General features: G+C 34.0%; 24 protein-coding genes. 21 read left to right on the top strand and 3 right to left on the bottom strand.

Annotation, left to right across the window (positions count from 1 at the left end; genetic code table 11):
* From BUB63_RS09990 to BUB63_RS09975, 4 genes are all read left to right on the top strand, one after another.
* Nucleotides 1-285: acyl-CoA dehydrogenase family protein (locus BUB63_RS09990; protein ID WP_278298291.1), on the top strand; the 285-nt coding region annotated here is incomplete at its 5' end.
* Nucleotides 286-297: 12 nt separating this feature from the next.
* Nucleotides 298-1,077, top strand: coding sequence for an electron transfer flavoprotein subunit beta/FixA family protein (locus BUB63_RS09985; protein ID WP_073249500.1), 780 nt, complete (start codon nucleotides 298-300; stop codon nucleotides 1,075-1,077).
* Nucleotides 1,078-1,089: 12 nt separating this feature from the next.
* Entirely contained in the window at nucleotides 1,090-2,097 is a 1,008-nt protein-coding gene (locus BUB63_RS09980; RefSeq protein WP_073249498.1) for an electron transfer flavoprotein subunit alpha/FixB family protein, read from the top strand.
* A 9-nt stretch (nucleotides 2,098-2,106) separates the two neighbouring features.
* Nucleotides 2,107-2,952 (top strand): 3-hydroxybutyryl-CoA dehydrogenase, encoded by an 846-nt coding sequence (locus tag BUB63_RS09975; protein WP_073249496.1) that lies wholly within the window; start codon nucleotides 2,107-2,109, stop codon nucleotides 2,950-2,952.
* A 65-nt stretch (nucleotides 2,953-3,017) separates the two neighbouring features.
* Here BUB63_RS09975 and BUB63_RS09970 read toward each other — a convergent pair whose 3' ends face one another.
* Together BUB63_RS09970 and trxA are read right to left on the bottom strand one after the other, a co-directional pair.
* Nucleotides 3,018-3,848 carry an NAD(P)/FAD-dependent oxidoreductase gene (locus BUB63_RS09970; RefSeq protein WP_073249494.1) on the bottom strand — a complete coding sequence of 277 codons (831 nt, stop codon included), beginning with the start codon at nucleotides 3,846-3,848 and terminating at the stop codon, nucleotides 3,018-3,020.
* Nucleotides 3,848-4,171 carry a thioredoxin gene (trxA, locus tag BUB63_RS09965; RefSeq protein WP_073249492.1) on the bottom strand — a complete coding sequence of 108 codons (324 nt, stop codon included), beginning with the start codon at nucleotides 4,169-4,171 and terminating at the stop codon, nucleotides 3,848-3,850. The genes BUB63_RS09970 and trxA overlap by 1 nt, the downstream gene beginning before the upstream one ends.
* Before the next feature lie 182 nt (nucleotides 4,172-4,353).
* On the opposite strand from trxA, the gene BUB63_RS09960 reads away from it, so the two are divergent.
* The 6 genes from BUB63_RS09960 to groL all read left to right on the top strand — a co-directional run bounded on the left by BUB63_RS09960 (nucleotide 4,354) and on the right by groL (nucleotide 10,637).
* Nucleotides 4,354-6,060 carry a glycosyl hydrolase family 18 protein gene (locus BUB63_RS09960; protein WP_073249490.1) on the top strand — a complete coding sequence of 569 codons (1,707 nt, stop codon included), beginning with the start codon at nucleotides 4,354-4,356 and terminating at the stop codon, nucleotides 6,058-6,060.
* A 99-nt stretch (nucleotides 6,061-6,159) separates the two neighbouring features.
* On the top strand, nucleotides 6,160-6,969 hold the full coding sequence (locus tag BUB63_RS09955) for a hypothetical protein (protein ID WP_073249488.1): 810 nt from the start codon (nucleotides 6,160-6,162) through the stop codon (nucleotides 6,967-6,969).
* 12 nt (nucleotides 6,970-6,981) lie between these two features.
* Nucleotides 6,982-7,857, top strand: coding sequence for a DNA-3-methyladenine glycosylase family protein (locus tag BUB63_RS09950; RefSeq protein ID WP_073249486.1), 876 nt, complete (start codon nucleotides 6,982-6,984; stop codon nucleotides 7,855-7,857).
* Nucleotides 7,858-7,868: 11 nt separating this feature from the next.
* A complete protein-coding gene (locus BUB63_RS09945; protein ID WP_027309326.1) occupies nucleotides 7,869-8,300 on the top strand; it encodes an ACT domain-containing protein in 432 nt (143 codons plus the stop codon).
* A gap of 405 nt (nucleotides 8,301-8,705) precedes the next feature.
* On the top strand, nucleotides 8,706-8,990 hold the full coding sequence (gene groES, locus BUB63_RS09940; protein WP_027309325.1) for a co-chaperone GroES: 285 nt from the start codon (nucleotides 8,706-8,708) through the stop codon (nucleotides 8,988-8,990).
* A 21-nt stretch (nucleotides 8,991-9,011) separates the two neighbouring features.
* Entirely contained in the window at nucleotides 9,012-10,637 is a 1,626-nt protein-coding gene (gene groL / locus BUB63_RS09935) for a chaperonin GroEL (RefSeq protein WP_073249484.1), read from the top strand.
* Nucleotides 10,638-10,898: 261 nt separating this feature from the next.
* On the opposite strand, the gene BUB63_RS09925 is transcribed toward groL, so the two are convergent.
* The gene (locus BUB63_RS09925) at nucleotides 10,899-12,119 is read right to left on the bottom strand and encodes a NupC/NupG family nucleoside CNT transporter (protein WP_073249480.1); all 1,221 of its coding nucleotides are present in this window, start codon (nucleotides 12,117-12,119) and stop codon (nucleotides 10,899-10,901) included.
* A gap of 228 nt (nucleotides 12,120-12,347) precedes the next feature.
* Between BUB63_RS09925 and larE the strand changes: the two genes are divergently transcribed.
* From larE to BUB63_RS09870, 11 genes are all read left to right on the top strand, one after another.
* Nucleotides 12,348-13,163, top strand: coding sequence for an ATP-dependent sacrificial sulfur transferase LarE (gene larE / locus BUB63_RS09920; RefSeq protein WP_073249479.1), 816 nt, complete (start codon nucleotides 12,348-12,350; stop codon nucleotides 13,161-13,163).
* A complete protein-coding gene (gene larB, locus BUB63_RS09915) occupies nucleotides 13,156-13,917 on the top strand; it encodes a nickel pincer cofactor biosynthesis protein LarB (protein ID WP_073249477.1) in 762 nt (253 codons plus the stop codon). Before larE ends, larB begins: the two co-directional genes overlap by 8 nt.
* A gap of 2 nt (nucleotides 13,918-13,919) precedes the next feature.
* Entirely contained in the window at nucleotides 13,920-15,077 is a 1,158-nt protein-coding gene (gene larC / locus BUB63_RS09910) for a nickel pincer cofactor biosynthesis protein LarC (RefSeq protein ID WP_073249475.1), read from the top strand.
* Between the two features lie 31 nt (nucleotides 15,078-15,108).
* Nucleotides 15,109-16,887: a cell division FtsA domain-containing protein gene (locus tag BUB63_RS09905; protein ID WP_073249473.1), complete on the top strand. Its 1,779-nt coding sequence runs from the start codon at nucleotides 15,109-15,111 to the stop codon at nucleotides 16,885-16,887.
* A 428-nt stretch (nucleotides 16,888-17,315) separates the two neighbouring features.
* Nucleotides 17,316-17,486 (top strand): Flp family type IVb pilin, encoded by a 171-nt coding sequence (locus tag BUB63_RS09900; protein WP_073249471.1) that lies wholly within the window; start codon nucleotides 17,316-17,318, stop codon nucleotides 17,484-17,486.
* 63 nt (nucleotides 17,487-17,549) lie between these two features.
* Nucleotides 17,550-17,933 carry a TadE/TadG family type IV pilus assembly protein gene (locus BUB63_RS09895; RefSeq protein WP_073249469.1) on the top strand — a complete coding sequence of 128 codons (384 nt, stop codon included), beginning with the start codon at nucleotides 17,550-17,552 and terminating at the stop codon, nucleotides 17,931-17,933.
* A gap of 11 nt (nucleotides 17,934-17,944) precedes the next feature.
* On the top strand, nucleotides 17,945-18,829 hold the full coding sequence (locus BUB63_RS09890; protein WP_073249467.1) for a TadE/TadG family type IV pilus assembly protein: 885 nt from the start codon (nucleotides 17,945-17,947) through the stop codon (nucleotides 18,827-18,829).
* A gap of 8 nt (nucleotides 18,830-18,837) precedes the next feature.
* Nucleotides 18,838-19,740: a Flp pilus assembly protein CpaB gene (cpaB, locus tag BUB63_RS09885; RefSeq protein ID WP_073249465.1), complete on the top strand. Its 903-nt coding sequence runs from the start codon at nucleotides 18,838-18,840 to the stop codon at nucleotides 19,738-19,740.
* Between the two features lie 10 nt (nucleotides 19,741-19,750).
* Nucleotides 19,751-20,881 (top strand): CpaE/TadZ family protein, encoded by a 1,131-nt coding sequence (locus tag BUB63_RS09880; protein WP_073249463.1) that lies wholly within the window; start codon nucleotides 19,751-19,753, stop codon nucleotides 20,879-20,881.
* 13 nt (nucleotides 20,882-20,894) lie between these two features.
* On the top strand, nucleotides 20,895-22,220 hold the full coding sequence (locus BUB63_RS09875; RefSeq protein ID WP_073249461.1) for a TadA family conjugal transfer-associated ATPase: 1,326 nt from the start codon (nucleotides 20,895-20,897) through the stop codon (nucleotides 22,218-22,220).
* A gap of 15 nt (nucleotides 22,221-22,235) precedes the next feature.
* Nucleotides 22,236-22,712, top strand: a complete 477-nt coding sequence (locus tag BUB63_RS09870; RefSeq protein WP_073249459.1) for a hypothetical protein — start codon at nucleotides 22,236-22,238, stop codon at nucleotides 22,710-22,712.
* Nucleotides 22,713-22,778: the final 66 nt, after the last annotated feature.

Raw genomic sequence — 22,778 nt, 5'->3', positions numbered from 1 at the left:
GCAGAGATGGCAACTAAGGTTGAGGCTGCAAAGAATTTAGTGTATAAGGCAGCTTGGAAAAAACAAACAGGACAAAACTATAGTATGGATGCCTCAATGGCAAAGCTTTATGCATCAGAGACTGCAATGGAGGTTACAACAAAGGCAGTTCAGATATTTGGAGGATATGGATATACAAAGGATTACCCTGTTGAAAGAATGATGAGGGATGCAAAGATAACAGAGATATACGAAGGAACTTCAGAGGTTCAAAAGATGGTTATTTCAGCAAACATTCTAAAGTAGAGGGGTGAGGGTATGAACATATTAGTTTTCATAAAGCAAGTACCAGATACTAACGAAGTTAGAATAGATCCAAAGACAGGAACACTAATCCGAGAAGGAGTTCCAAGTATTATAAACCCAGATGATATGAATGCAATAGAGGAGGCACTAAGAATAAAGGAGGAGGTTGGGGCTAAGGTAACTGTCGTTACTATGGGACCACCTCAGGCAGAAAAGGCCTTAAGAGAGGCACTATCTATGGGTGTTGATGAGGCAGTTTTATTAACAGATAGAGCCTTTGCAGGAGCAGATACTTGGGCAACCTCCCTTGTCCTTGCCAAGGCAGCAGAAAAGTTAGGATATGATTTAATATTTGCAGGAAGACAGGCAATAGATGGAGATACGGCACAGGTTGGGCCAGAAATTGCGGAGCATCTAAACCTTCCACAGGTAACATATGTTGAAAAGGTTGAAGTTTTAGAGGGTGAAGTTAGGGTAAGACGTGCACTTGAGGATGGATATGAAACACTACGTGTTAAGCTTCCCTGCCTTTTAACCTGTATTAAGGAGCTAAACAATCCAAGATATATGAACATATACGACATATTTACCTGCTACAGCAAAGACATTAAGGTTATGGGCTTATCTGATTTAGGATTACAAAAGGAAGAGGTTGGTCTTATAGGTTCGCCAACTAAGGTTAAAAAGTCCTTCACAAAGGGACCTAAGGCTCAGGGTGAAAAGTTTGATTTACCACCTCACGAGGCAGCAAACATTATTACTGAAAAACTAAAGGAAATGCACCTTATATAAGGAGGCGATAGTATGAAAAAGGGTGTTTTTGTTATTGCTGAACAAAGGGATGGAAATCTTCAAAAGGTTAGCCTTGAGCTTTTAGGAAAAGCAAGGGAGATTGCAGATAAACTTGATGGCGAAGTTGTGGCAGTTCTTCTTGGATATGAAGTAGACAAACTCACAGATACTCTAATACACCACGGTGCAGATAGGGTTATATTGATAGATAACATAAATTTAAAGCACTATACAACAGATGCCTATACAAAGGCAATTTGCGAAGTAGCAAAAAAGATGAATCCAGAGATAATATTCATTGGTGCAACCTACATAGGACGAGACCTTGGCCCAAGAGTTGCCGCAAGGCTTAAAACAGGTCTTACAGCAGACTGTACAGGCCTTGATGTGGATGAAGAAACAAAGAACCTTCTTATGACTCGTCCAGCCTTCGGTGGAAATATTATGGCAACAATTGAGTGTCCAAACCATAGACCTCAAATGTCTACAGTAAGACCAGGAGTATTTAGCGTCCCCTGTGCAGATTATGAAAGAAGAGGGGAAGTTGAAAGATTTGATGTTAGCATAAAAGAAGAGGATATAAAGGTTAAGATTGAAGAGATAGTAAAATCAATGAAGGAGAAGATAGACATAACAGAAGCAGACATTATAGTCTCAGGTGGACGTGGAGTAGGAAGCAAGGAAGGATTTACATTACTTAAGGAGCTTGCAGATACCCTTGGTGGAATAGTTGCAGGCTCAAGGGCAGCTGTTGATTCAGGATGGATTGAAAAGGATAGACAAGTTGGGCAGACAGGAAAGACAGTAAGACCAAAGCTATACATTGCCTGCGGCATATCAGGTGCAATTCAGCACCTTGCAGGAATGCAGGAGAGTGAATATATAGTTGCTATAAATAAGGATTCTGATGCACCAATTATGGCAGTTGCAGACCTTGCGATAGTTGGAGACCTGTATAAGGTTGTTCCAGAGCTTATTAAGGAGATTAAGGCCTATAGACAATCCTGTGAAGTAATGTAGGGGGGATTTATTATGAAGGTATTTGTTGTAGGTTGCGGGACAATGGGCAGTGGAATAGCTCAGTGTTTTGCCCAAAGTGGTTTTAGTGTAGTGATGTATGATACAAAAGATGAGTATGTAGAAAGAGGATATAACTTAATAAATAAGTCTCTAACTAAGCTTGTTGAGAAGGGAAAGATGGATGAGGATAAAAAGAACAGCATATTAAACAATATAACAAAATCAGTAAATATCGAAGATGCAAAGGATGCAGATTTGGTTGTTGAGGCTGTTTTTGAAAATATAGAGGTAAAAAAGGATATATTTAGTAGGCTTGATGTAATATGTAAAGAAGATACAGTTCTTGCTACAAATACATCTTCTCTATCAATAACAGAGATAGCAGCATCAACTAAAAGGCCAGAAAAGGTAATAGGAATGCACTTTTTTAATCCAGCACCAGTTATGAAACTAATAGAAATCATAAGAGGTATTACGACTTCTGATGAAACCTTTGAAAAGATAAAGGATATATCAATAAAGATTGGAAAGGATCCAGTTGAAGTTAAGGAGTCTGCAGGATTTGTTGTAAATAGGCTTTTAATACCAATGATAAATGAAGCAGTAGCTCTTCTTGCTGAAGGTGTTGCAACAGCAGAGGATATTGATAAAGCTATGAAACTTGGTGCAAATCATCCAATGGGGCCACTTGAACTTGCGGACTTTATAGGGAATGATGTAAACCTTGCTATAATGGAAACCCTATACAACGAAACAGGCGATTCAAAATATAGACCACACCCACTATTAAGAAAGATGGTAAGAGCAGGATATTTAGGAAGAAAGACAGGAAGAGGATTTTATACATATAAATAAAGAAATATAAAAAGGTGCCGATTAGGTGAAGGCGGTTTTATACGCATCTCACCTAATTGGCACCTTTATTCACAGGCATTAAGGGCAGCTATTTGTCCTTCGCCTACTGCCTTTGCTATTTGATATGGCTTTCCAACAACATCACCTGCAGCATAAAGTCCCTTTATATTTGTTTCCATATTCCTATCAACCTTAACGTGAGGTCCATCCACTTCAAGTCCTGGTACAAGTGAAGTTAAAGGATAGCTATCCTTTAGTACAAAGAAACCGTCAGCAGCAATTTCTCCATTTTCAAGAACTAATTTTTCAGCACTGAAGGAACCTTCAAATCTCAGTGGTTTAGAATTTATAACTTCAATATTTTTATCTAAGTTTGATAAATCTTCCTTCATTTGAGGTATAAAGTATACTTTGCTACATACAGTTGCTAAAAAGTTTGCTTCTTCAATTGATTCGTGGTTATATCCTATTACTGCTACAACCCTTCCCTTATAAAGTGGAGCATCGCAGGTTGCACAGTAGCTAACACCTGAACCTAAGAACTTATCTTCATTTTCTATTGTCTTTTTGAAGTCAACACCCGTTGCAAGTATAACTTTTTTTGCTTCATACATTTCTGTTCCAGCTTGAATGCTAAAGTGTGTTCCCATAGAATAAACAGCAAGAACGTTTTGATTAACTACAAAGGCATCTGTTGTTTTAAGATGGTCATTTAGCCTTTCCATAAATTCATTACCTGTTATGTTTGGTAAGCCTGCATAGTTTGGAATAGAAGGAGCCCAGAGGATTTTCTTGCTATCCTGCCCGAAAATTATAACCTTTTTGTTTCTTGCGTAGGCATTAATAGCAGCAGAAATTCCTGCTGGGCCTTTCCCGATTATCGCTATATCGTACATTATAGGTTTAGAGCTCCTCTTATTGCTGATTCTATTTGATCAGCTGGTCTAAATCCAACAAGTTTTCCAACAGGCTTACCATCTTTAAATAGAACAAGAGTTGGTATGCTCATTATACCATATTGGCTTGCAGTTACAGGGTTTTCATCAACATCAAGCTTAACAACCTTAACTTCACCCTCCATCTTTTGAGCAACTTCTTCTATAACTGGTGCAAGCATTTTACAAGGTCCACACCAAGTAGCCCAAAAATCTACAAGTACTGGAACATTAGAATTTAAAACTTCATTTTGGAAATTGTTATCAGTTACGTGCATTACCATATATATTACCTCCTGAATTAATATTCTTTTCATATACCCTTAAGGGGTATCTCTACTATTATAATACTCTTCATATAAAAAAATGTCAATATGATTTTTGAATTATGTTTAGATTTTACCATAATTTATTATATAAAGTAAAACTGATTTTTTTTCGATAATTCAAACAAGGGGGTGTAATGATGAAAAAAATATCTTTAATTTTGCTGTTTACCTTTATTATATCAAATTTTGCTTTTTTTATCCCAAAGGCTGAAGCTTCTCAATTCAAAGTACAGATTACTGCCAGCAAACTTTCTATAAGAAGTGGACCTTCAACAAAGTATAGGGTTGTAGGGTACTATACAAAGGGACAAGTTGTAGATGTAATAGGACAGTCGGGAAGTTTTTATAAAACCAGTAGAGGATATATCCATAGTGGGTATACAAAGAGAGTGCAGACAACCTTGAAAAATTCAGCAAGTAGAGGAGCAATCTTTACACCATTTAAAGTAGAGGTAACAGCATCTAAACTTTCTATAAGAAGTGGACCTTCAACAAAGTATATGGTTGTAGGGTACTATACAAAGGGACAAGTTATAGATGCAATAGGACAGTCAGGAAGTTTTTATAAAACCAGCAGAGGATATATCCATAGTGGATATACTAAAAAACTTTTAAATTTAACTAAAGGACCTAATGAAGGTAAGTATATTGTTATAAAGGAAGATACTCCTATTTTAAAAGGTATAGATGGAGTGCAGGATGAAAGATATGCAGTTAAGGGGAAGATATATAAAATTCTTGAGGATATGGGGATGTATTATAAGATAAGACAAGGTGCCGTAGAGGGGTATATTTTATCACAAAATGCACAGATTATAAATTACACGCCAAAGGAAAAAATAACTCTTGCTTGGCATTATGTCCATAGTAAATTAGATAATAAATATTATTACAAATCTTCCAATCCAGAAAGTAAATATATTACTAAAAATTCAGCAAGTATAGGACTTGATGTAGTATCTCCTACTTGGTTTGATATTATAGGTTCTGCATCTAATTTAAATAGTATAAATGTTTTAGATAAGGCAGATTCTGAATATGTAAAAATCTCCCACAGAAATGGATATGAAGTTTGGGCACTACTTGCAGAGTTTGATGCAGATAGGGCTTATGCGATGTTTACCAATAAAAGCGTTATGGATAGGATTATAAATCAAGTAGTAGGTTATGCAGAAAAATACAATTTAGATGGTATAAACATAGATTTTGAGGGACTTGGGCTTAAAAACAAAGAGGGACTTATTATATTTACAAGGGAACTTACAAATAGACTAAAGGCTAAAAATCCTCTCATTAAGGTTTCTATTGATGTGACAAAGCCATCAACATCAGATAAATGGTCAAGATTCTATGACAGAAAAGCACTGTCTGATATAGTTGATTATATGATGTTTATGGCCTATGATGAACATTATAAAGGTTCACCAGTTGCAGGTTCTGTTGGGTCACTGCCTTGGGTTGAACAGGGAATAAAGGAAATACTTGCCCTTGAAGTTCCAAAGGACAAGCTTATTCTTGGAGTGCCATTTTATTTAAGAGATTTTAAAGTGGCACAAAATACGAATCAATCAGATGATTCTAATGTTTTAAAGATGCAGCAGGCGGTAGATATTATAAAACAATATGGAGGTAATATCTACTTCGATAACAATGCAAAACAGGATGTTGGAGAATATTTTGATAAGGATGGTAATAGGCATCTTGTTTGGCTTGAAAATGCAAAATCAATGGGATATAGACTTGATCTTATAAATAAATATGATTTGAAGGGAATGTCGGCTTGGCAATTAAATTTTGAAACGGATGATATATGGGATGTGATAAAGGAGAAGCTGAAGCGATAACGCTTTAGCTTCTTTAATTTGTAAAAATTCTTAAATTTGAATCTTTCGTAAATAAAACATATCGTATATAATAAAATAAATGATAAAAAAGGTGATGGTATGGATATAATATGCCTTGTTGGGAAAAGTGGAACAGGAAAGAGCTATAGAGCAATGCAGGTTGCAAGCTTATACGATATAGATTGTATTATTGACGATGGGTTATTAATATATAAAGGAAAAGTAGTTGCAGGAGTGTCTGCAAAAAAGGAAAAAACAAAAATGGCAGCAGTTAAAAGAGCCATATTTTATGAGGATGAACATAGAATGCAGGTAAAGGAAAAATTAAATGAACTTAATGTAGATAGAATATTGATTCTTGCAACCTCTGTAAATATGGTTGAGCATATAATTGCAGCATTAAATCTTCCTAATAAATATGAAGTTATAAATATAGAAGATATTTCAACTAAAGAGGAGATTGAAACTGCAAGAAGGCAGAGGTTAAGGGAGGGAAAGCACGTAATACCTGTTCCTGTATTTGAGATTAAAAAGAGTTTTTCTGGTTATTTTATAGATTCTATAAAAAACATAATAGTTAGGGATAATAAGAAGCAAAATGTAGAAAAAACTATAGTAAGACCAACCTTTAGCTATCTTGGTAAATTTACAGTATCGGAAACGGTTATAAAAAATATAATAGTCTATATAGTTGAGAGAGAAACAGATGTCTTAAAGGTTGATTCCATTAAATTAGATAATAGAGAAGAAGGAATTGAAGTTGCAATATACGTAACTGTAAAGGGACTATGTACTCTCAATAAGCTTGCGGAAACTGTAATAAAAAAGATAAAGGAAGAATTTGAACATATAACAGGAATAAATATTATAAATATAAGATTTATATACAAGGATTTGAAGCTTAGGTAGGTGTTTTTTATTATGTACAAATTTGAAGAATACGATGAAGGAATAGTTATAAAAGATACACAAGACTTTAATATCAAACATATATTTGATTGTGGCCAGTGTTTTAGGTGGAATGAACAAGAGGATGGAAGTTATGTTGGAGTAGCCTATGGCAGGGCAGTAAGGATTTTTCAAAGGGGTAAAGATATATATATAAAGGGTGGAAGAATAGAAGATAAAAAATTATGGGAATATTATTTTGATTTAAAAAGAGACTATGGATACATTAAAAGCGAGCTCTCAAGAGATGAGATACTTAAAGAGGCAATTAAGTATGGAGAGGGTATTAGAATTTTAAATCAGGATATGTTTGAAATAGTTGTATCCTTTATAATATCAGCCAACAATAGAATACCAATGATTAAAAGAGCAGTTGAAAACATATCAAGAAGATATGGAAAAGAAATTGAATTTGAGGGCAAAACATATTATTCTTTTCCAACCCCAGATAGTTTAAAAAGAGCAAACATAAAAGAATTAGAGGAATGTGGAGTTGGTTTTAGAGCACCCTATATAGTAGATACTGTTTCCAAGATATATAAGGGAGAAGTTGATTTAAATATCATAAAGGAACTTGATACTGATGAAGCCTTTAGAGAGCTTACTAATCTTAAGGGAATAGGGCCAAAGGTTGCAGATTGTATTATGCTCTTTTCTATGCAAAAGTATGATGCCTTTCCTGTTGATGTATGGGTTAAAAGAGTTATGCAGCACTTTTATCTTGCACCAGATGTTAGTTTAAATAAAATACGTCAATTTGGAAGGGATAAATTTAAATTTTATGCTGGCTTTGCACAGCAGTATTTATTTTATTATGCAAGAGAATTTAAAGGGAAGGATGCGTTTTAAGGAGGGGGACAATGCAAAATAAGAAGTACTATGTAGTAGAGGCAGGAGTTTTACCTGAAGTATTTATTAAAGTTATGGAGGTAAAAAAGCTTTTAAATCAAGGAAAGTACAACAGAGTAAATGATGCAGTTAAAGAAGTAGGAATAAGTAGAAGTACCTACTATAAGTATAAGGACAGCATATTTGAGTTTTACGAAAACAAAACTCAAATACTTACACTTGCAATGATACTTGATCATATATCAGGTGTTCTTTCAAAAATATTAGATGTTGTTGCAAAGGCAAATGGTAACATACTTACTATAAACCAAAGCATACCTCAAGAGGATTTTGCAATGGTTTCAATGTCCATAGACACAATAGCCCTAAACCAAAATCCAGATGAATTAATTGACATCATTAAGAACCTGCCAGGAGTTAGAAAGATTCAGATTATAAAGTGATGAAATACATAAACAAGATTAGTCCCATAAGGAGTTTTTAGGTTTTTAACTTATATTAAAGATATGGCCTAAAAACTTTAAGGGACTTTTTTATTAAAATCAATTGTAAATATATAAGTTATAAATGCATAACTTTATAATACTTGGCAATAATATTAGGTGTGTATGAATTGGATAATATTAAAATAAAAAGAAAAAATGCAAATTCAAGTGAAAGAAGTAGATAATTAAACTAAAATTACGATAATATGGAATACATAAAGATTTAGCTAATATTTACAGAGTTGATTATAAAATAAAAAATATTTAATATTATAAGTGTGATTAGCACTCGAACATAGTGAGTGCTAACAAACAAAGATAATAAAAAATTTACATAAAAATATAGTCTAAGGAGGGGTTAGAATGAATCTTAGACCACTTGGTGACAGAGTAGTAATTAAAAAGATTGAAGCTGAAGAGACAACTAAGAGCGGAATTGTTCTACCAGGTTCAGCAAAGGAAAAGCCACAAATGGCAGAAGTTATTGCAGTAGGACCAGGGGGATATGTTGACGGAAAAGAAGTAAAGATGGAAGTAAAGGTTGGAGATAAGGTAATATTCTCAAAATATGCAGGAAATGAAGTTAAGATTGATGGTGTTGAGTACACAATCCTAAGACAAGATGATATCCTTGCAATAGTAGAATAATTTTAAAGGGGGTAGAGAAATATGGCAAAGGAAATAATGTTCGGTGAAGAAGCAAGACGTGCAATGCAAAGAGGTGTTGATAAGCTTGCTAACACTGTTAAAATAACACTTGGACCAAAGGGAAGAAACGTTGTACTTGATAAGAAGTTTGGTGCACCACTTATAACTAACGACGGTGTATCAATAGCAAGAGAAATAGAATTAGAAGATCCATATGAAAATATGGGTGCTCAACTTGTTAAAGAAGTTGCAACTAAGACAAATGATGTTGCAGGTGATGGTACTACAACTGCAACACTACTTGCACAAGCTATAATAAGAGAAGGATTAAAGAACGTTACAGCTGGTGCAAATCCAATGTTAGTTAGAACTGGTATTAAGAAGGCTGTTGACGTTGCTGTTGATGAAATAAAGAAGATATCAAAGCAAGTTAACGGTAAGGAAGATATAGCAAGAGTTGCATCAATATCAGCTGCTGACGAAGAAATAGGTCAACTAATAGCTGATGCTATGGAAAAGGTAGGTAACGAAGGCGTTATCACAGTAGAAGAATCAAAGACAATGGGAACAGAACTTGAAGTTGTTGAAGGAATGCAATTTGATAGAGGATACATCAGCCCATATATGGTAACTGATGCTGAAAAGATGGAAGCTGTTTTAGATGACCCATTCATATTAATAACAGACAAGAAGATATCAAATATCCAAGACATTCTTCCAGTTCTTGAACAAATCGTTCAACAAGGAAGAAAGCTACTTATCATAGCTGAAGACGTTGAAGGTGAAGCACTTGCAACACTTGTTGTTAACAAGCTAAGAGGAACATTCACTTGTGTTGCTGTTAAGGCTCCAGGCTTTGGTGATAGAAGAAAGGAAATGCTACAAGACATTGCAATCCTAACAGGTGGTCAAGTAATTTCAGAAGAACTTGGAAGAGACCTAAAGGAAGCAGACATCACAATGCTTGGACGTGCTGAAAGAGTTAAGATTACAAAGGAAAATACAACTATCGTAAACGGTAGAGGAGATAAAGAAGAAATTAAGGCAAGAGTTGCTCAAATTAGAGCACAAATCGAAGAAACTACTTCAGACTTCGATAGAGAAAAGCTACAAGAAAGACTTGCTAAGCTTGCAGGTGGAGTTGCAGTAATCAAGGTTGGTGCTGCTACTGAAACAGAACTTAAGGAAAAGAAACTAAGAATAGAAGACGCTCTAAATGCTACAAAGGCTGCTGTAGAAGAAGGTATAGTACCAGGTGGTGGTACAGCATACATCAACGTAATTCCAGCAGTTGCAGAACTTGCTGAAAAGGAAACAGAACAAGACGTTAAGGTTGGTATCAGCATAGTTAAGAGAGCACTTGAAGAACCAGTTAGACAAATAGCTGAAAATGCTGGATTTGATGGTGCAGTTGTAGTAGAAAGAGTTAAGGCATCAGATAAGGGTGTAGGATTTGACGCTCTACACGAAAGATACATCAATATGATTGAAAACGGAATAGTTGACCCAACTAAGGTTACAAGATCAGCACTTCAAAACGCTGCATCAGTTGCTTCAACATTCCTAACAACAGAAGCTGTGGTTGCTGAACTTCCAGAAAAGGAAAAGGCTCCAGCAATGCCAGGCGGAATGCCAGATATGTATTAATAAAATAGAGGGATTGCCCAAAGGCAATCCCTTATTTAATGTGTCTCTTTATCAAAGCTAAGGGCGGGTATTCGATTAGAATGCCTGTAATAAAGTGCGAGCTTCTTTAGAAGAAGAGGCAGTTTCAATTATTTTTAATAGTTTTTCTTTTAATGTGTGAGCAATAGCTAAATCGCTATTATAAGAAAACATAACTTGTAATGCTAACTTTGAATCTTCATCAAAACCGAATAAAAAAGGATTGCCCTTGGGCAATCCTTTTTATAGTAATATTCCTGCTATTGCTGCATTTAAAAGTCCAACAAGTGTTCCACCAATTAGAGCTCTAACTCCAAGTTTTGCAATATCTGAACGTCTATTTGGTGCAAGACCACCAATTCCACCTATTTGTATTGCAATTGAGCTTATGTTTGCAAAACCACAAAGTGCATATGTTAAAAGTGTTATAGTTCTCTTATCTAATGCACCTGTTTTTACAAGTTCAGCAAGATTTGCAAAGGCAAAGAATTCGTTTATAACTATCTTTTGACCAAGTAAGCTTCCAGCTTGTATTATATCCTTAAATGGTACACCTATTATGAAAGTAAATGGGGCAAACACTCTTCCCATTATCCATTCAAGGCTTAGATTGCTCATACCTATAAGTAATCCAAACTTAGCAATTATATAATTTATTAATGAAACTAAAGCTATAAATGCAAGTAGCATAGCACCAACATTTAAACTAAGTTGAAGACCTTCAGCAGCACCACGTGCAGCAGCGTCAATTACATTTGCATCCATCTTTTCAAAGGTCATATCAACTTTTCCCTTTGTTTTTGGTTCGCCTGTTTCAGGAAGCATTATCTTTGAAATCATAAGGCTGGCTGGTGCAGCCATAAGGCTTGCTGCTATTAGGTGCCCTGCATCAATTCCCATTGCAATATATCCTGCCATAACTCCACCAGCAACTGTTGCCATTCCACCAACCATTATTGTAAGAAGTTCTGAACGAGTCATATCATTTACGTATGGTTTAATTAGAAGTGGAGCTTCTGTTTGTCCAAGGAATATATTTGCAGTATTTGAAAGTGATTCAGCACCTGATGTTCCAAGAAGCTTTAGCATTATCTTTGCAAGGAATGATACAACAGCCTGCATTACTCCAAGATAATAAAGTACGCTCATTAAGGCTGAGAAGAATATTATTGTTGGAAGTATTTGTAGTGCAAATATCACACCAAATTGGTTTGAATCAATTAAGCTTCCAAATAAGAAGGATGTACCTGAGCTTGTGAAACCAAGAAGTTTTGTAACACCTCTACTTAAAACATCAAATATTTTTTGACCAGTTGGCCACTTTAAAACTATAAGTGCAAATACTATTTGGATAGTAAGACCCTTAGCAACTAAAATCCAGTTTACTTTTTTCTTGTTTTCGGAAAGCAAGAATGCAGTTCCAAGAAGAACAATGACCCCGATTAAACTCATTAATTTTTCCATAAATATCTCCTTTCTTGTTTTATTAAAACAACAAGTTATAATTTAATACAGAATTCGACAAATTTCAATACATATATAAATAGTTATAAATTTAAAAGTGTTTTAAATTGTTACACAAAATAAACAAATGAAATAATTTTTATGGTAAATTTAAGTTGAATATATATAGATGAATATATTTATGTTTTATAGTATAATTTAATTAGAATATTTTGATGAGGTGGAGATATGATATTGCAGAATAAATTAGAAAAGTTAAAGAGAATATTAAATGAAATGGGAAGTGTTATGGTAGCCTTTTCTGGAGGTGTAGATAGTACCTTTTTGCTAAAGGTGGCAAAGGATGTCTTAGAAGATAGAGTGGTTGCAGCAACAGCAATTTCCTATATTTATCCATCTTGGGAACTAAAAGAGGCAGCAGAATTTGCCGATAAATTAGGTGTAGAGTATATTAATATAAAGGTTGACCCTTTAAATGAAGTAGAGGAGTTTAAAAATAACCCACAGGATAGGTGTTATATATGCAAAAAACACATATTTTCAAGTTTGTGTAGTTATGCAAATGATATGGGAATAAATTATGTTTGTGATGGAACAAACTATGATGATTTATCTGAATATAGGCCGGGCAAAATGGCACTTGAGGAGCTAAAGGTAAGAAGTCCTCTTTTAGAGGCAGGACTTACAAAGGACGAAATAAGAGAGCTATCGAGGATGATGGGATTAAAGACACACGATAAGCCAGCATATGCCTGTCTTGCAACAAGAATACCCTATGGGGACATAATTACAAAGGATAAATTAATGATGATAGATAAGGGAGAAAAATATCTAATTAAAAAGGGATTTAAACAGGTAAGAGTTAGATGTCATAACAACTTAGCAAGAATAGAAATTGATGCAAAGGATATGGATAAAATATTGGATATTCAGTTGATTAATGAAATTAATACATACTTTAAAGAAATAGGGTTTAGTTTTGTAACCCTTGATTTATCAGGATATAAAAGAGGAAGCTATGATGGGGAGGTAAGCAATGCATAAGGAGGATATAATTTCACTACTTGAGGGATATAAGAATGGAGATGTTAACTTAGATGAGGCTTTAAAAAGGTTAATTAACCTTCCATATAAGGATTTAGATTTTGCAAAGCTTGATTATCACAGAGGAATTAGAGTTGGATATCCTGAGGTTATATACTGTGAAGGTAAGGAGCTTGAACATCTAAAAAAAATTGTTGAAGATATGCTAAAGCAGGATAAAAACATACTTGCGACAAGGGTAAGTAAAGAGGCCTACAATGCAATATGCGAAATAACAGATAATCTTATTTATAGTGAAGTTGCAAGGGTTTGCGTTATAAATCCAAAGGAAACAAAAAAAGTAGGTCTTGTTGCAGTTGTAACAGGAGGAACAGCAGATATTAAGGTTGCAGAGGAGGCTGCAATTACCTTAGAGACCTTTGGGAATAATGTAGATAGGATATATGATGTTGGAGTTGCAGGAATTCATAGGCTATTTAATAATTTAGATAGAATAAAAAGGGCAAATGTAGTAATTGCAGTTGCAGGAATGGAGGGAGCACTTGCATCAGTTGTTGCAGGGCTAGTAGATGTTCCTGTTATTGCTGTTCCAACCAGTGTAGGATATGGTGCAAATTTCAATGGGCTTTCAGCACTTTTAACTATGCTAAATTCCTGTGCAGCAGGGGTTTCTGTTGTAAACATTGATAATGGATTTGGTGCAGGGTATATAGCATCAACGATAAACAAAAGAGTAGCAAAGGGAGTTGAGTGATTTTGAGAATACTTTATTTTGATTGCTTTTCAGGAATTAGTGGAGATATGGCGGTTGCTTCGCTTTTAGACCTTGGAGTTTCTAAGGAATATTTATTAAATGAATTAAAGAAATTAAATATAGATGAGGAGTATAAAATAGATATAAAAAGGGTTAAAAGGGCAGGAATTGACTCAACTTATTTCGATGTCATTTTAACTGAACACAGGCATCACGCAAGAAACTTATTTGACATAGAGGGAATTATAGACAAAAGCGATTTAAATAAATCTGTTAAGGAACTTTCTAAGAAAATATTTAAAATAGTAGGTGAGGCAGAGGCAAAGGTTCACGGAGAAAAGCTATACGATGTTCATTTCCACGAAGTTGGTGCAACAGACTCTATTATAGATATTGTAGCCTTTTCAATATGCCTTGACTATTTAAAAATAGACAAGGTCATATCCTCCTATATTAACACTGGAAGAGGATTTGTAGAATGTGAACACGGAATACTACCTGTTCCTGCACCTGCCACAGCAGAGATACTAAGGGGAATACCTATATATTCAGATGAAAGGGAATTTGAACTTACTACACCAACGGGTGCGGCAATAATTAAAGCTGTTGCAGATGAGTTTAAAATGGACTGCCCTCTTGTGATAAAAAATGTTGGATATGGAGCAGGAAAGAGGGAGACAGAAAAACCAAATGTTCTAAGGGTAATATTGTCAGATGATAATCAAGATGAGCTTTTTTTAATTCAAGCCAATATTGATGATATGACAGGTGAGATGTATGGATATCTAATGGATAAATTATTTGAAGCTGGAGCAAGGGATGTATACTATACCCCTATTTATATGAAAAAAAATAGACCAGCAGTTACTTTAAACGTAATTGTATCAAAGTCTATGGAGGAAAAAATATTAGATATAATCTTTACAGAATCAACTACAATTGGAGTAAGAAAAATAAAGATAGACAGAGTAGAATTAGAGAGAGAAACAAAAACTGTGGAAACAAGATATGGTGATGTAAAAGTAAAAATTGCAAGATATAAGGATAAGATTGTTAATATAAAACCTGAGTTTGAGGATTTAAAAAGGATTGCAGATGAGAACAACATTCCTTTAAAAAGTGCCACCCAGGTGAAATGTGAAATTAACCATAATCTGTAAAACGACTTACTAAAAAACAAGAGGTGGTTATGTGGAGAATATAAAGTTTGCATTAGATATAGGAACAAGAACAGTTATAGGTATTGCATTTACATTAGATGAAGATAAGATAAAAATAGTGGATGAAGAGATTATAGAACATAAAAAAAGAGCAATGATGGACGGACAAGTACACGATATACAGGCAGTATCCGAAGTAGCATATGAGGTAAAAACAAGGCTTGAAGAAAGATTATGTACAAAGTTTGATAGAGTTTCAATAGCGGCAGCAGGAAGGATATTAAAGACTACAAAGGTTTTAGCTGACCTTCCTCTAAAGGATGGACAAGTTATAGATAGGGATTTTATAAACAACCTTGAATTGGAGGCACTTTCAAAGGCATATTCACAAATTAATACAGAGGATTTAGAAGAAAAATTCTACTGTGTAGGCTATAGTGTAATTAACTATTTTTTAAATGATTACCTTATGACTAACCTTGAGGGGCATAGGGGTAAAAAGGCATCGGTAGAACTTCTTGCAACCTTTCTACCGCAGTCTGTAGTTGATAGCCTCTATTCAGTAATAAAAAACATTGGTCTTGAGGTTGAAACAATGACTCTTGAACCAATTGCAGCAATGAATGCGGTAATTCCTAAAGAATATAGACTTCTTAATCTTGCACTAATAGATATAGGGGCTGGTACATCGGATATTGCAATAACAAAGGATGGAACTGTTGTTGCCTATGGTATGGTTCCCTTTGCAGGAGATGAGATAACGGAGGCAATATGCCATCATCTTGTGGTAGATTTTAATACAGCAGAGGAAATAAAGCTTTCCCTAAATACAAATAAAAAAACATATAAATATACCGACATACTTTTAAACACAAAGACAGTTAAATTAAGTGAGATAAAAAAGGTAATAGAGCCAACTGTTGAAAAGCTTGCAGAACTTATATGTCAAAAGATAATAGAATTAAATGGTAAATCACCCAATGCAGTATTTTTAGTAGGTGGAGGAAGTCAAGTTGTAAAGCTACCTGAATTCATTTCCTCAAGATTAGGAATTCCAAAGGATAGAGTTGCTGTAAGAGGAATAGATGCTATAAAAAATGTAATATATAGTGGCAATAAGTTGAATGGCCCTGATTGTGTAACACCCATCGGTATTGCAATAAATTCAATAAACTCACCAGGAAGTTTTATTGTTGTAAAGGTTAATGGTAAAGAAGTAAAGCTCTATAACTCAGGAAAACAGAGGGTTTCTAATGCACTTCATATTGCAGGAATAAAACCTCAAAACCTTTTTGCAAAGTCAGGAAAAGGGATTAACATAAAAATAAATGGACAGGAGAGAAGATTTTTAGGTGAAGCAGCAAAGCCATCTATGATATTTAAAAATGGACAGGTTACCTCGCTTTTAGATTGTATTGAGGATGGAGATGAAATTGTTGTAAATTTTGCTGTGGATGGTAGGGATGCAGAAGTTTTACTTAAGGATGTGTTAAAGGAAGGCCAGATGGCAAAGGTAAATGGAGTAGAGATGGGTTTAGATTATAAGCTTTCTGATGGAGATGAAGTTGAAATTATAGAATTAAAATTCAATGAGGTAAAAGAAGAGGATTTTATTTATGTAGTTGTAAATGGAGAGCCAATCAAATTACAAAATAGGCAGGAAGGATACATATTTGTAGATATATTTAATTATGTAGATATAGATATAAACAGTGCAAAGGCGGTAAGGTTACTTTTAAATGATAGGGATGCATCCTTTACAGATAGAATAAAGGATGGGGATAGGATTATAATAGAGACACACCAATAAAGGTGTGTCAGGCTGTTGAAAAAGTTATATATTGATTAGCCCCATGAAGGATTTCTTGGCCATTGATTCATTTCGCTAAGCAATTCTAAGCTTTTCTTAGTTTGAAAAAGTCCTACCCTCGCGATGCCATCGTCCTGATGGCCGCTCGGCTCGGCACGTCCTGTGCCGAATTACGGACTTTTTCAAAGTCGAAAAGCAATAATTGCTAAAGCTCATGAAATATGCTAATAGAAATCCTTTCATGGGGCTTTTTCATATTTTAGCTAACAAACAGGTTTGTCAACAATCTGTAGGGACTTAAGTCCCTATTTTTTTATGCCTAAGGTACTTCTATTTTAGTACCTTTGCAATCTACTTTATAGACTCTATCTAAAATATAATTAAATTAACAAAAACAAAAGCGAATATTATTAAGGGAGGTTATATATATGATAAGAACTTTATTTAACTTTATGACTTCAAGAAAAACAAAGGGACAAGGTATGGTTGAATATGCATTGCTTGTTGCACTTATAGCTGTAGTTGTTATCGGAGCATTGGTACTTCTTGGACCTGCAATAGCACAAAAATTCCAACAAATTACACAACAATTGGGCTAATTAAATAAAAATAGAAATAGATATGCATAGTGCATATCTATTTCTTTAAAAAGAGGAGATGCTATGAAGCATAGAAAAAAAGGACAAGCATTAATTGAATTTTCAATACTTCTGCCCATTATTTTACTAATCGTAATGGGTATATCAGAATTTGGAATAATGCTTAATTCCTATCTAACAATTCAAAATGCATCGAGGGAAGGTGCAAGGCTTGGAATTATGGGAGCAGATGATAACGAAATAGTTCAAGCAGTATATAGTAGTGCTTCTCATATAGATACTAATAAACTGAATGTTACAATAACTCCAAATGATTCTAATAGAAAATCAGGTGAGACTTTGAGGGTTAGGGTAGAATATGAATACGACCTTTTAATACCGATAATAAAAAATATATTAGGAAACCAAGTAGAACTGACAGCAGAAACAGCAATGAGAGTTGAATGAAGGTGATATAAATGAAAAAAAGGGGAAATGCAGCCATAATAATTCTTATTATGTTTGCTGCACTTTTATCTTTTTCAGCCTATGTTATAGATGTTGGGATAGTTTATGCAGAAAAAATAAAGCTTGAAAATGCAATTGATGCAGCCTGCCTATCAGCAGCATTAGAACTCCCTACTAATCCTCAAAGGGCAGAGGAGATTGCAAAGGAATATCTTAAAAAAAATGGAGTTGATTCCACAAAGGCAGAAATATCTATATCAGAGGATAATAAAAGTATTGAAATTAGGGCAAGAAAGCAGACTAATCATATATTCGCAAAAATTTTTGGAATAAACAAAAGTACTGTTTCTTCAAAATCTAAGGCAATTTTAGGACCAGCAAAATCAGTTAAAGGAGGGGTTAGGCCCTTTGGAGTTGTGGCGTACGACTTTACCTATGGCGATTTAGTTACATTAAAAGAGGAGGCAGGGGATGGATATCACGGAAATTACAATGTGCTTGCAATAGGAGGACAGGGAGCCAATGTTTTTTATATAAATGCGATGTATGGCTATGATGGTGTTATAAATGTTGGAGATTTGCTTGATACAGAACCAGGTAATATGGGTGGGGTTGTTAACGATTTAAAAAACTACATTAACTCAGAAAACAGTACCTTTCAGAACTTTAATAGAGACTCCATAAGATTATGGACAATACCTCTTGTAAATACGATGGAGGTAAATGGTAGAAAGATGGTTTTGGTTGTTGGATTTGCACAGTTTTTTGTTGAGGACATAACTAAAAACTCTGGCAAGGCAGAAATTCAAGGGAGATTTATAAAATATGTAACAAATGCAGAAATTGATATGAGTCTAAATGATACAGGAGTTTATGGTGTTAAGCTTTCAAGGTAGGTGATAAGATGAACAGTTATTTTAGGAGGGTTTTACTTTTTTCCTTCATATTATCAATACTTGTTACCCTTTTAGTGTATATGTATATAGGTAAATTAGGGTCAAAAAAAGAAACTCAGCAACTTGTTAAGGTTTTAGTTGCAAACACCAATATACCAAAGGGGACTGTTATAGAAAAAAAGATGTTGAGGGAGATTGAACTACCAAAGGAGAGCATTCAGCAGGGATATATTAGGGATTATTCTTTGGTTTTAGGAAAATTTGCAAAGGAGAATATCATTAAGGATGAGATAATACTTCTTGGTAAGCTTCAGGGTGAGAAAATAGATGAATTGAGTTTCAATATAGATGAAAATTATAGGGCACTTTCAGTAAACGTTACAGGTGATACTGGTGTATCATACCTTTTAAAGCCAGGTGATTATGTTGATGTTATTGTATTCTTATCAGAGAAGAGGGAGAACAATAGAGTAGTAAGAAGGGACATTGCAAAGGTTATACTTCAAAACATAAAGGTATTAGCAGTAGATAGAAATATGACAAGACAGAACAACCCTAAGGATGATGGAAAGGTACCTACAAGATTTTTTGTAACACTTCAGGTTCCTGCACAGGATGTAGAAAAGCTTGTTCTTGCTGAGGATATAGGTAAAATAAAACTTTCCCTTAGAGCAAATAAAAGTACAGATACAATAAACTCAAATGGCACAGTAGAAGCAGATTTTTTTATAAATAAAGAAGAAAAATATATCTACTATAAGGTAAAAAAGGGAGATACGTTAAGAAACATAAGTAGAGCCTTCTATGGACATCCTGATAACTATGACCTTTTGAAGGAGATAAACAATATAAAGGATGAAAATATAATAGTTCCTAATATGATTATAAAAATTCCTGTTTCTAAAAAGTAGGAGTGATAGTATGAATAAGATAAAGATATTAATTGCAGATGATGTTAAAGAAACAAGGGATATTGTAAAGAAAATAATTGAATTTGAAGAGGATTTTGAAATAGTAGGAGAGGCATTAGATGGAGAAGATGCAATAGAAAAAATAAAAAGGTTAAAACCTGATGTGGTTTTAATGGATATAAATATGCCTGTCTTAAATGGACTTGAGGCAACAGAAAGAATAACATCACAATTTAAAGAAGTAATTGTTATTATTATGTCTGTTCAAGGTGAAAGTGAATATTTAAGAAAGGCTATGTTTTATGGTGCAAAGGAATATATCATAAAGCCCTTCAATTATGACACATTAGTAAATACTATTAAACTTACCTATGACAGATACAAGAGTAGAAAAGGAAGCGATATAGATTTAAGGGATGGTAAGGTGATTACCTTCTTTAGTTCAAAGGGAGGAGTTGGGAAGACGACCTTAGCAGTAAATACAGCAATTGAATTAAGTAAAAATAAAAAGGTGCTTCTTATGGATTTGGATTTAATGTTCGGAGATATATCTATATTTGTTGATGCTGTTGATGCAAAGACAATACTTGATGTAGTTGATGAGGATAACATAGAATCACTAAGTAGTGTGAAATCCTATCTCTACAATTACAATAAAAATTTAGATATAATGTTTGCACCTAAAAAGCCTGAAGCCTCTGAATATATAAGCAGAGAAATAGTGGAAAAAATATTAAATACATTAAAGAAGCAGTATGATGTTGTAGTGGTTGATACGGGGGTAAATTTTAGTGAAGTTACACTTTATATACTGGATATTTGCGACTATATTCTTTTTATTTCCAATATGGATTTAGCTTCTTTAAAAAACACAAAGCTTGGACTTCAAGTTATGAGATCCTTAGGATACGACAAAAATAAGGTTAAGGTTGTTATAAATAGGTTTAAAACAGACTATGGAATAGGTAAAAAAGAGGCGGAGGAAGTATTTAAGGAGAGTGTATTTTTAACTATAGCAGATGATGAAAAGACAGTTATAAACTCAATCAACACAGGTAAACCCTTTATTGAGGGTAGTAAGTTTTTAAAATCTAAGATAGAAAAATCAATAGAAACTCTATGTAGACAACTTGAGATATAAAGGGGGCAATTATATGTCTCTTATTAAAAGACTTGAAGAAAAAAATATAGAAAAGAAGCAGATAAAAATGGAAAAGGAGATAGATCCTTATGTAAAATTAAAATCTAAAATACAAAATAAAGTAATAGAAGAACTTGACATAAACTTTAAAGACATTTCAGAGGAAAATGATGAGGTAACACAAAAAATAAATGCAATAATTCTAAAAAATATAGAGGAGGAGTCACTAAATTTAACAAGTTCCCAAAAGAAAAAGATAAAGGAAGAACTTTTAGATGAAATAATAGGATTTGGGCCAATTACCCAGTTCTTAAAGGATGCAAGTGTTACAGAAATTATGGTGAATGGGCCAAATAAGATATATGTAGAAAGAAACGGAAAGCTTACCTTGACAGATGCAAAGTTTAAAAATGATGACCACGTAATGCACGTTATAAAGAAGATAGTATCTCCACTTGGAAGAAGGATTGATGAAAGTTCTCCAATGGTTGATGCAAGACTTCCAAATGGCTCAAGAGTTAATGCAATAATTCCCCCTCTTGCAATAGATGGGCCATCAATTACTATAAGAAAGTTCTCAGATGACCCCTTTACAGTTGAAGATTTAATAAGGTTTGGCACTTTAAATACTAAAATGGCGGAGTTTTTGAAAATATGTGTTCAAGGAAGGCTCAATATTGTTGTATCTGGTGGTACAGGAAGTGGTAAAACAACAACGCTTAATGTTTTATCATCCTTTATACCAAACGAAGAAAGAATAATAACAATAGAGGATGCGGCAGAACTTCAGCTGTCTCAAGAGCACGTTGTAAGGCTTGAAACAAGGCCTGCAAACCTTGAAGGTAAAGGAGAAATAACAATTAGAGACCTTGTTAAAAACAGTTTAAGAATGAGGCCGGATAGAATTGTTGTGGGGGAGGTAAGATCAGGTGAGGCTCTCGATATGCTTCAAGCTATGAATACAGGTCACGATGGTTCACTTACAACAGGACACGCAAATTCTCCAAGGGATATGCTCTCAAGACTTGAGACAATGGTTTTAATGTCTGGTATGAATTTACCTGTTAGAGCAATAAGAGATCAAATTGCATCAGCAATAGATGTTATAATACAGCAGTCAAGGCTTATGGATGGAAGTAGAAAAATAACTCATATAACTGAGGTTCAGGGTATGGAGGGGGATGTAATAATACTTCAGGATATATTTAGATTTGAACAAAGAGGAGTTGACAACAAGGGTAAGGTAAAGGGTGATTTTGTTTTTACAGGAGTTATGCCAAAGTTTATTCAAAAGCTTAAGGAAAAGGGAATAAACATTCCACAAGAAATATTTATGTAGTTTGGAAGTGATAATATGGTTCTGTTGCTAACTTTGATTTTTCTACTTTCCTTTTCAATTTTTTATTCTTTATCTATGTTAGCATTTAACAAAGTTAAGACTGTGGACAAGTTAAAACACTTTGATGAGGAATATGTTGAATTAAATTATGAAGATAGGAAGGAAAAAATAAGTATTATAAAGTCCTTGTCAAAGCTTGTACCTAATTTTAAGTTCAATGGCAGGATAAGGGAGTATGTTGAACTTGAACTTATAAGGGCAGATTTGCCATTAACCTACAACGAACTTGTTGTTATTAAAATATTAATTTCATTAATAACGGGGATAACCCTATATTTGTTGACTAAAAACATAATAGTATCAGTATCCTTATCCTTCTCCTCGTGGTCTCTACCAACACTTTTTATGCTTAAGAGTGTAAATGTCAATATATTTTTGCACAAAAAATGGAATATATTTATGTACAAAAATTGTACTATGATGATGTATTAGAAGAACTGTTAAAATATTTCATTTTAGATTTTAATCTGTATGAAGGACCTTTTATAGATATAACAT

The organism is Caloramator proteoclasticus DSM 10124 (genome assembly GCF_900129265.1).
Lineage (GTDB): Bacteria > Bacillota > Clostridia > Clostridiales > Caloramatoraceae > Thermobrachium > Thermobrachium proteoclasticum.
The sequence above is the reverse complement of the archived record's forward strand: the minus strand, read 5'-3'. Positions and strand labels throughout refer to the sequence as shown.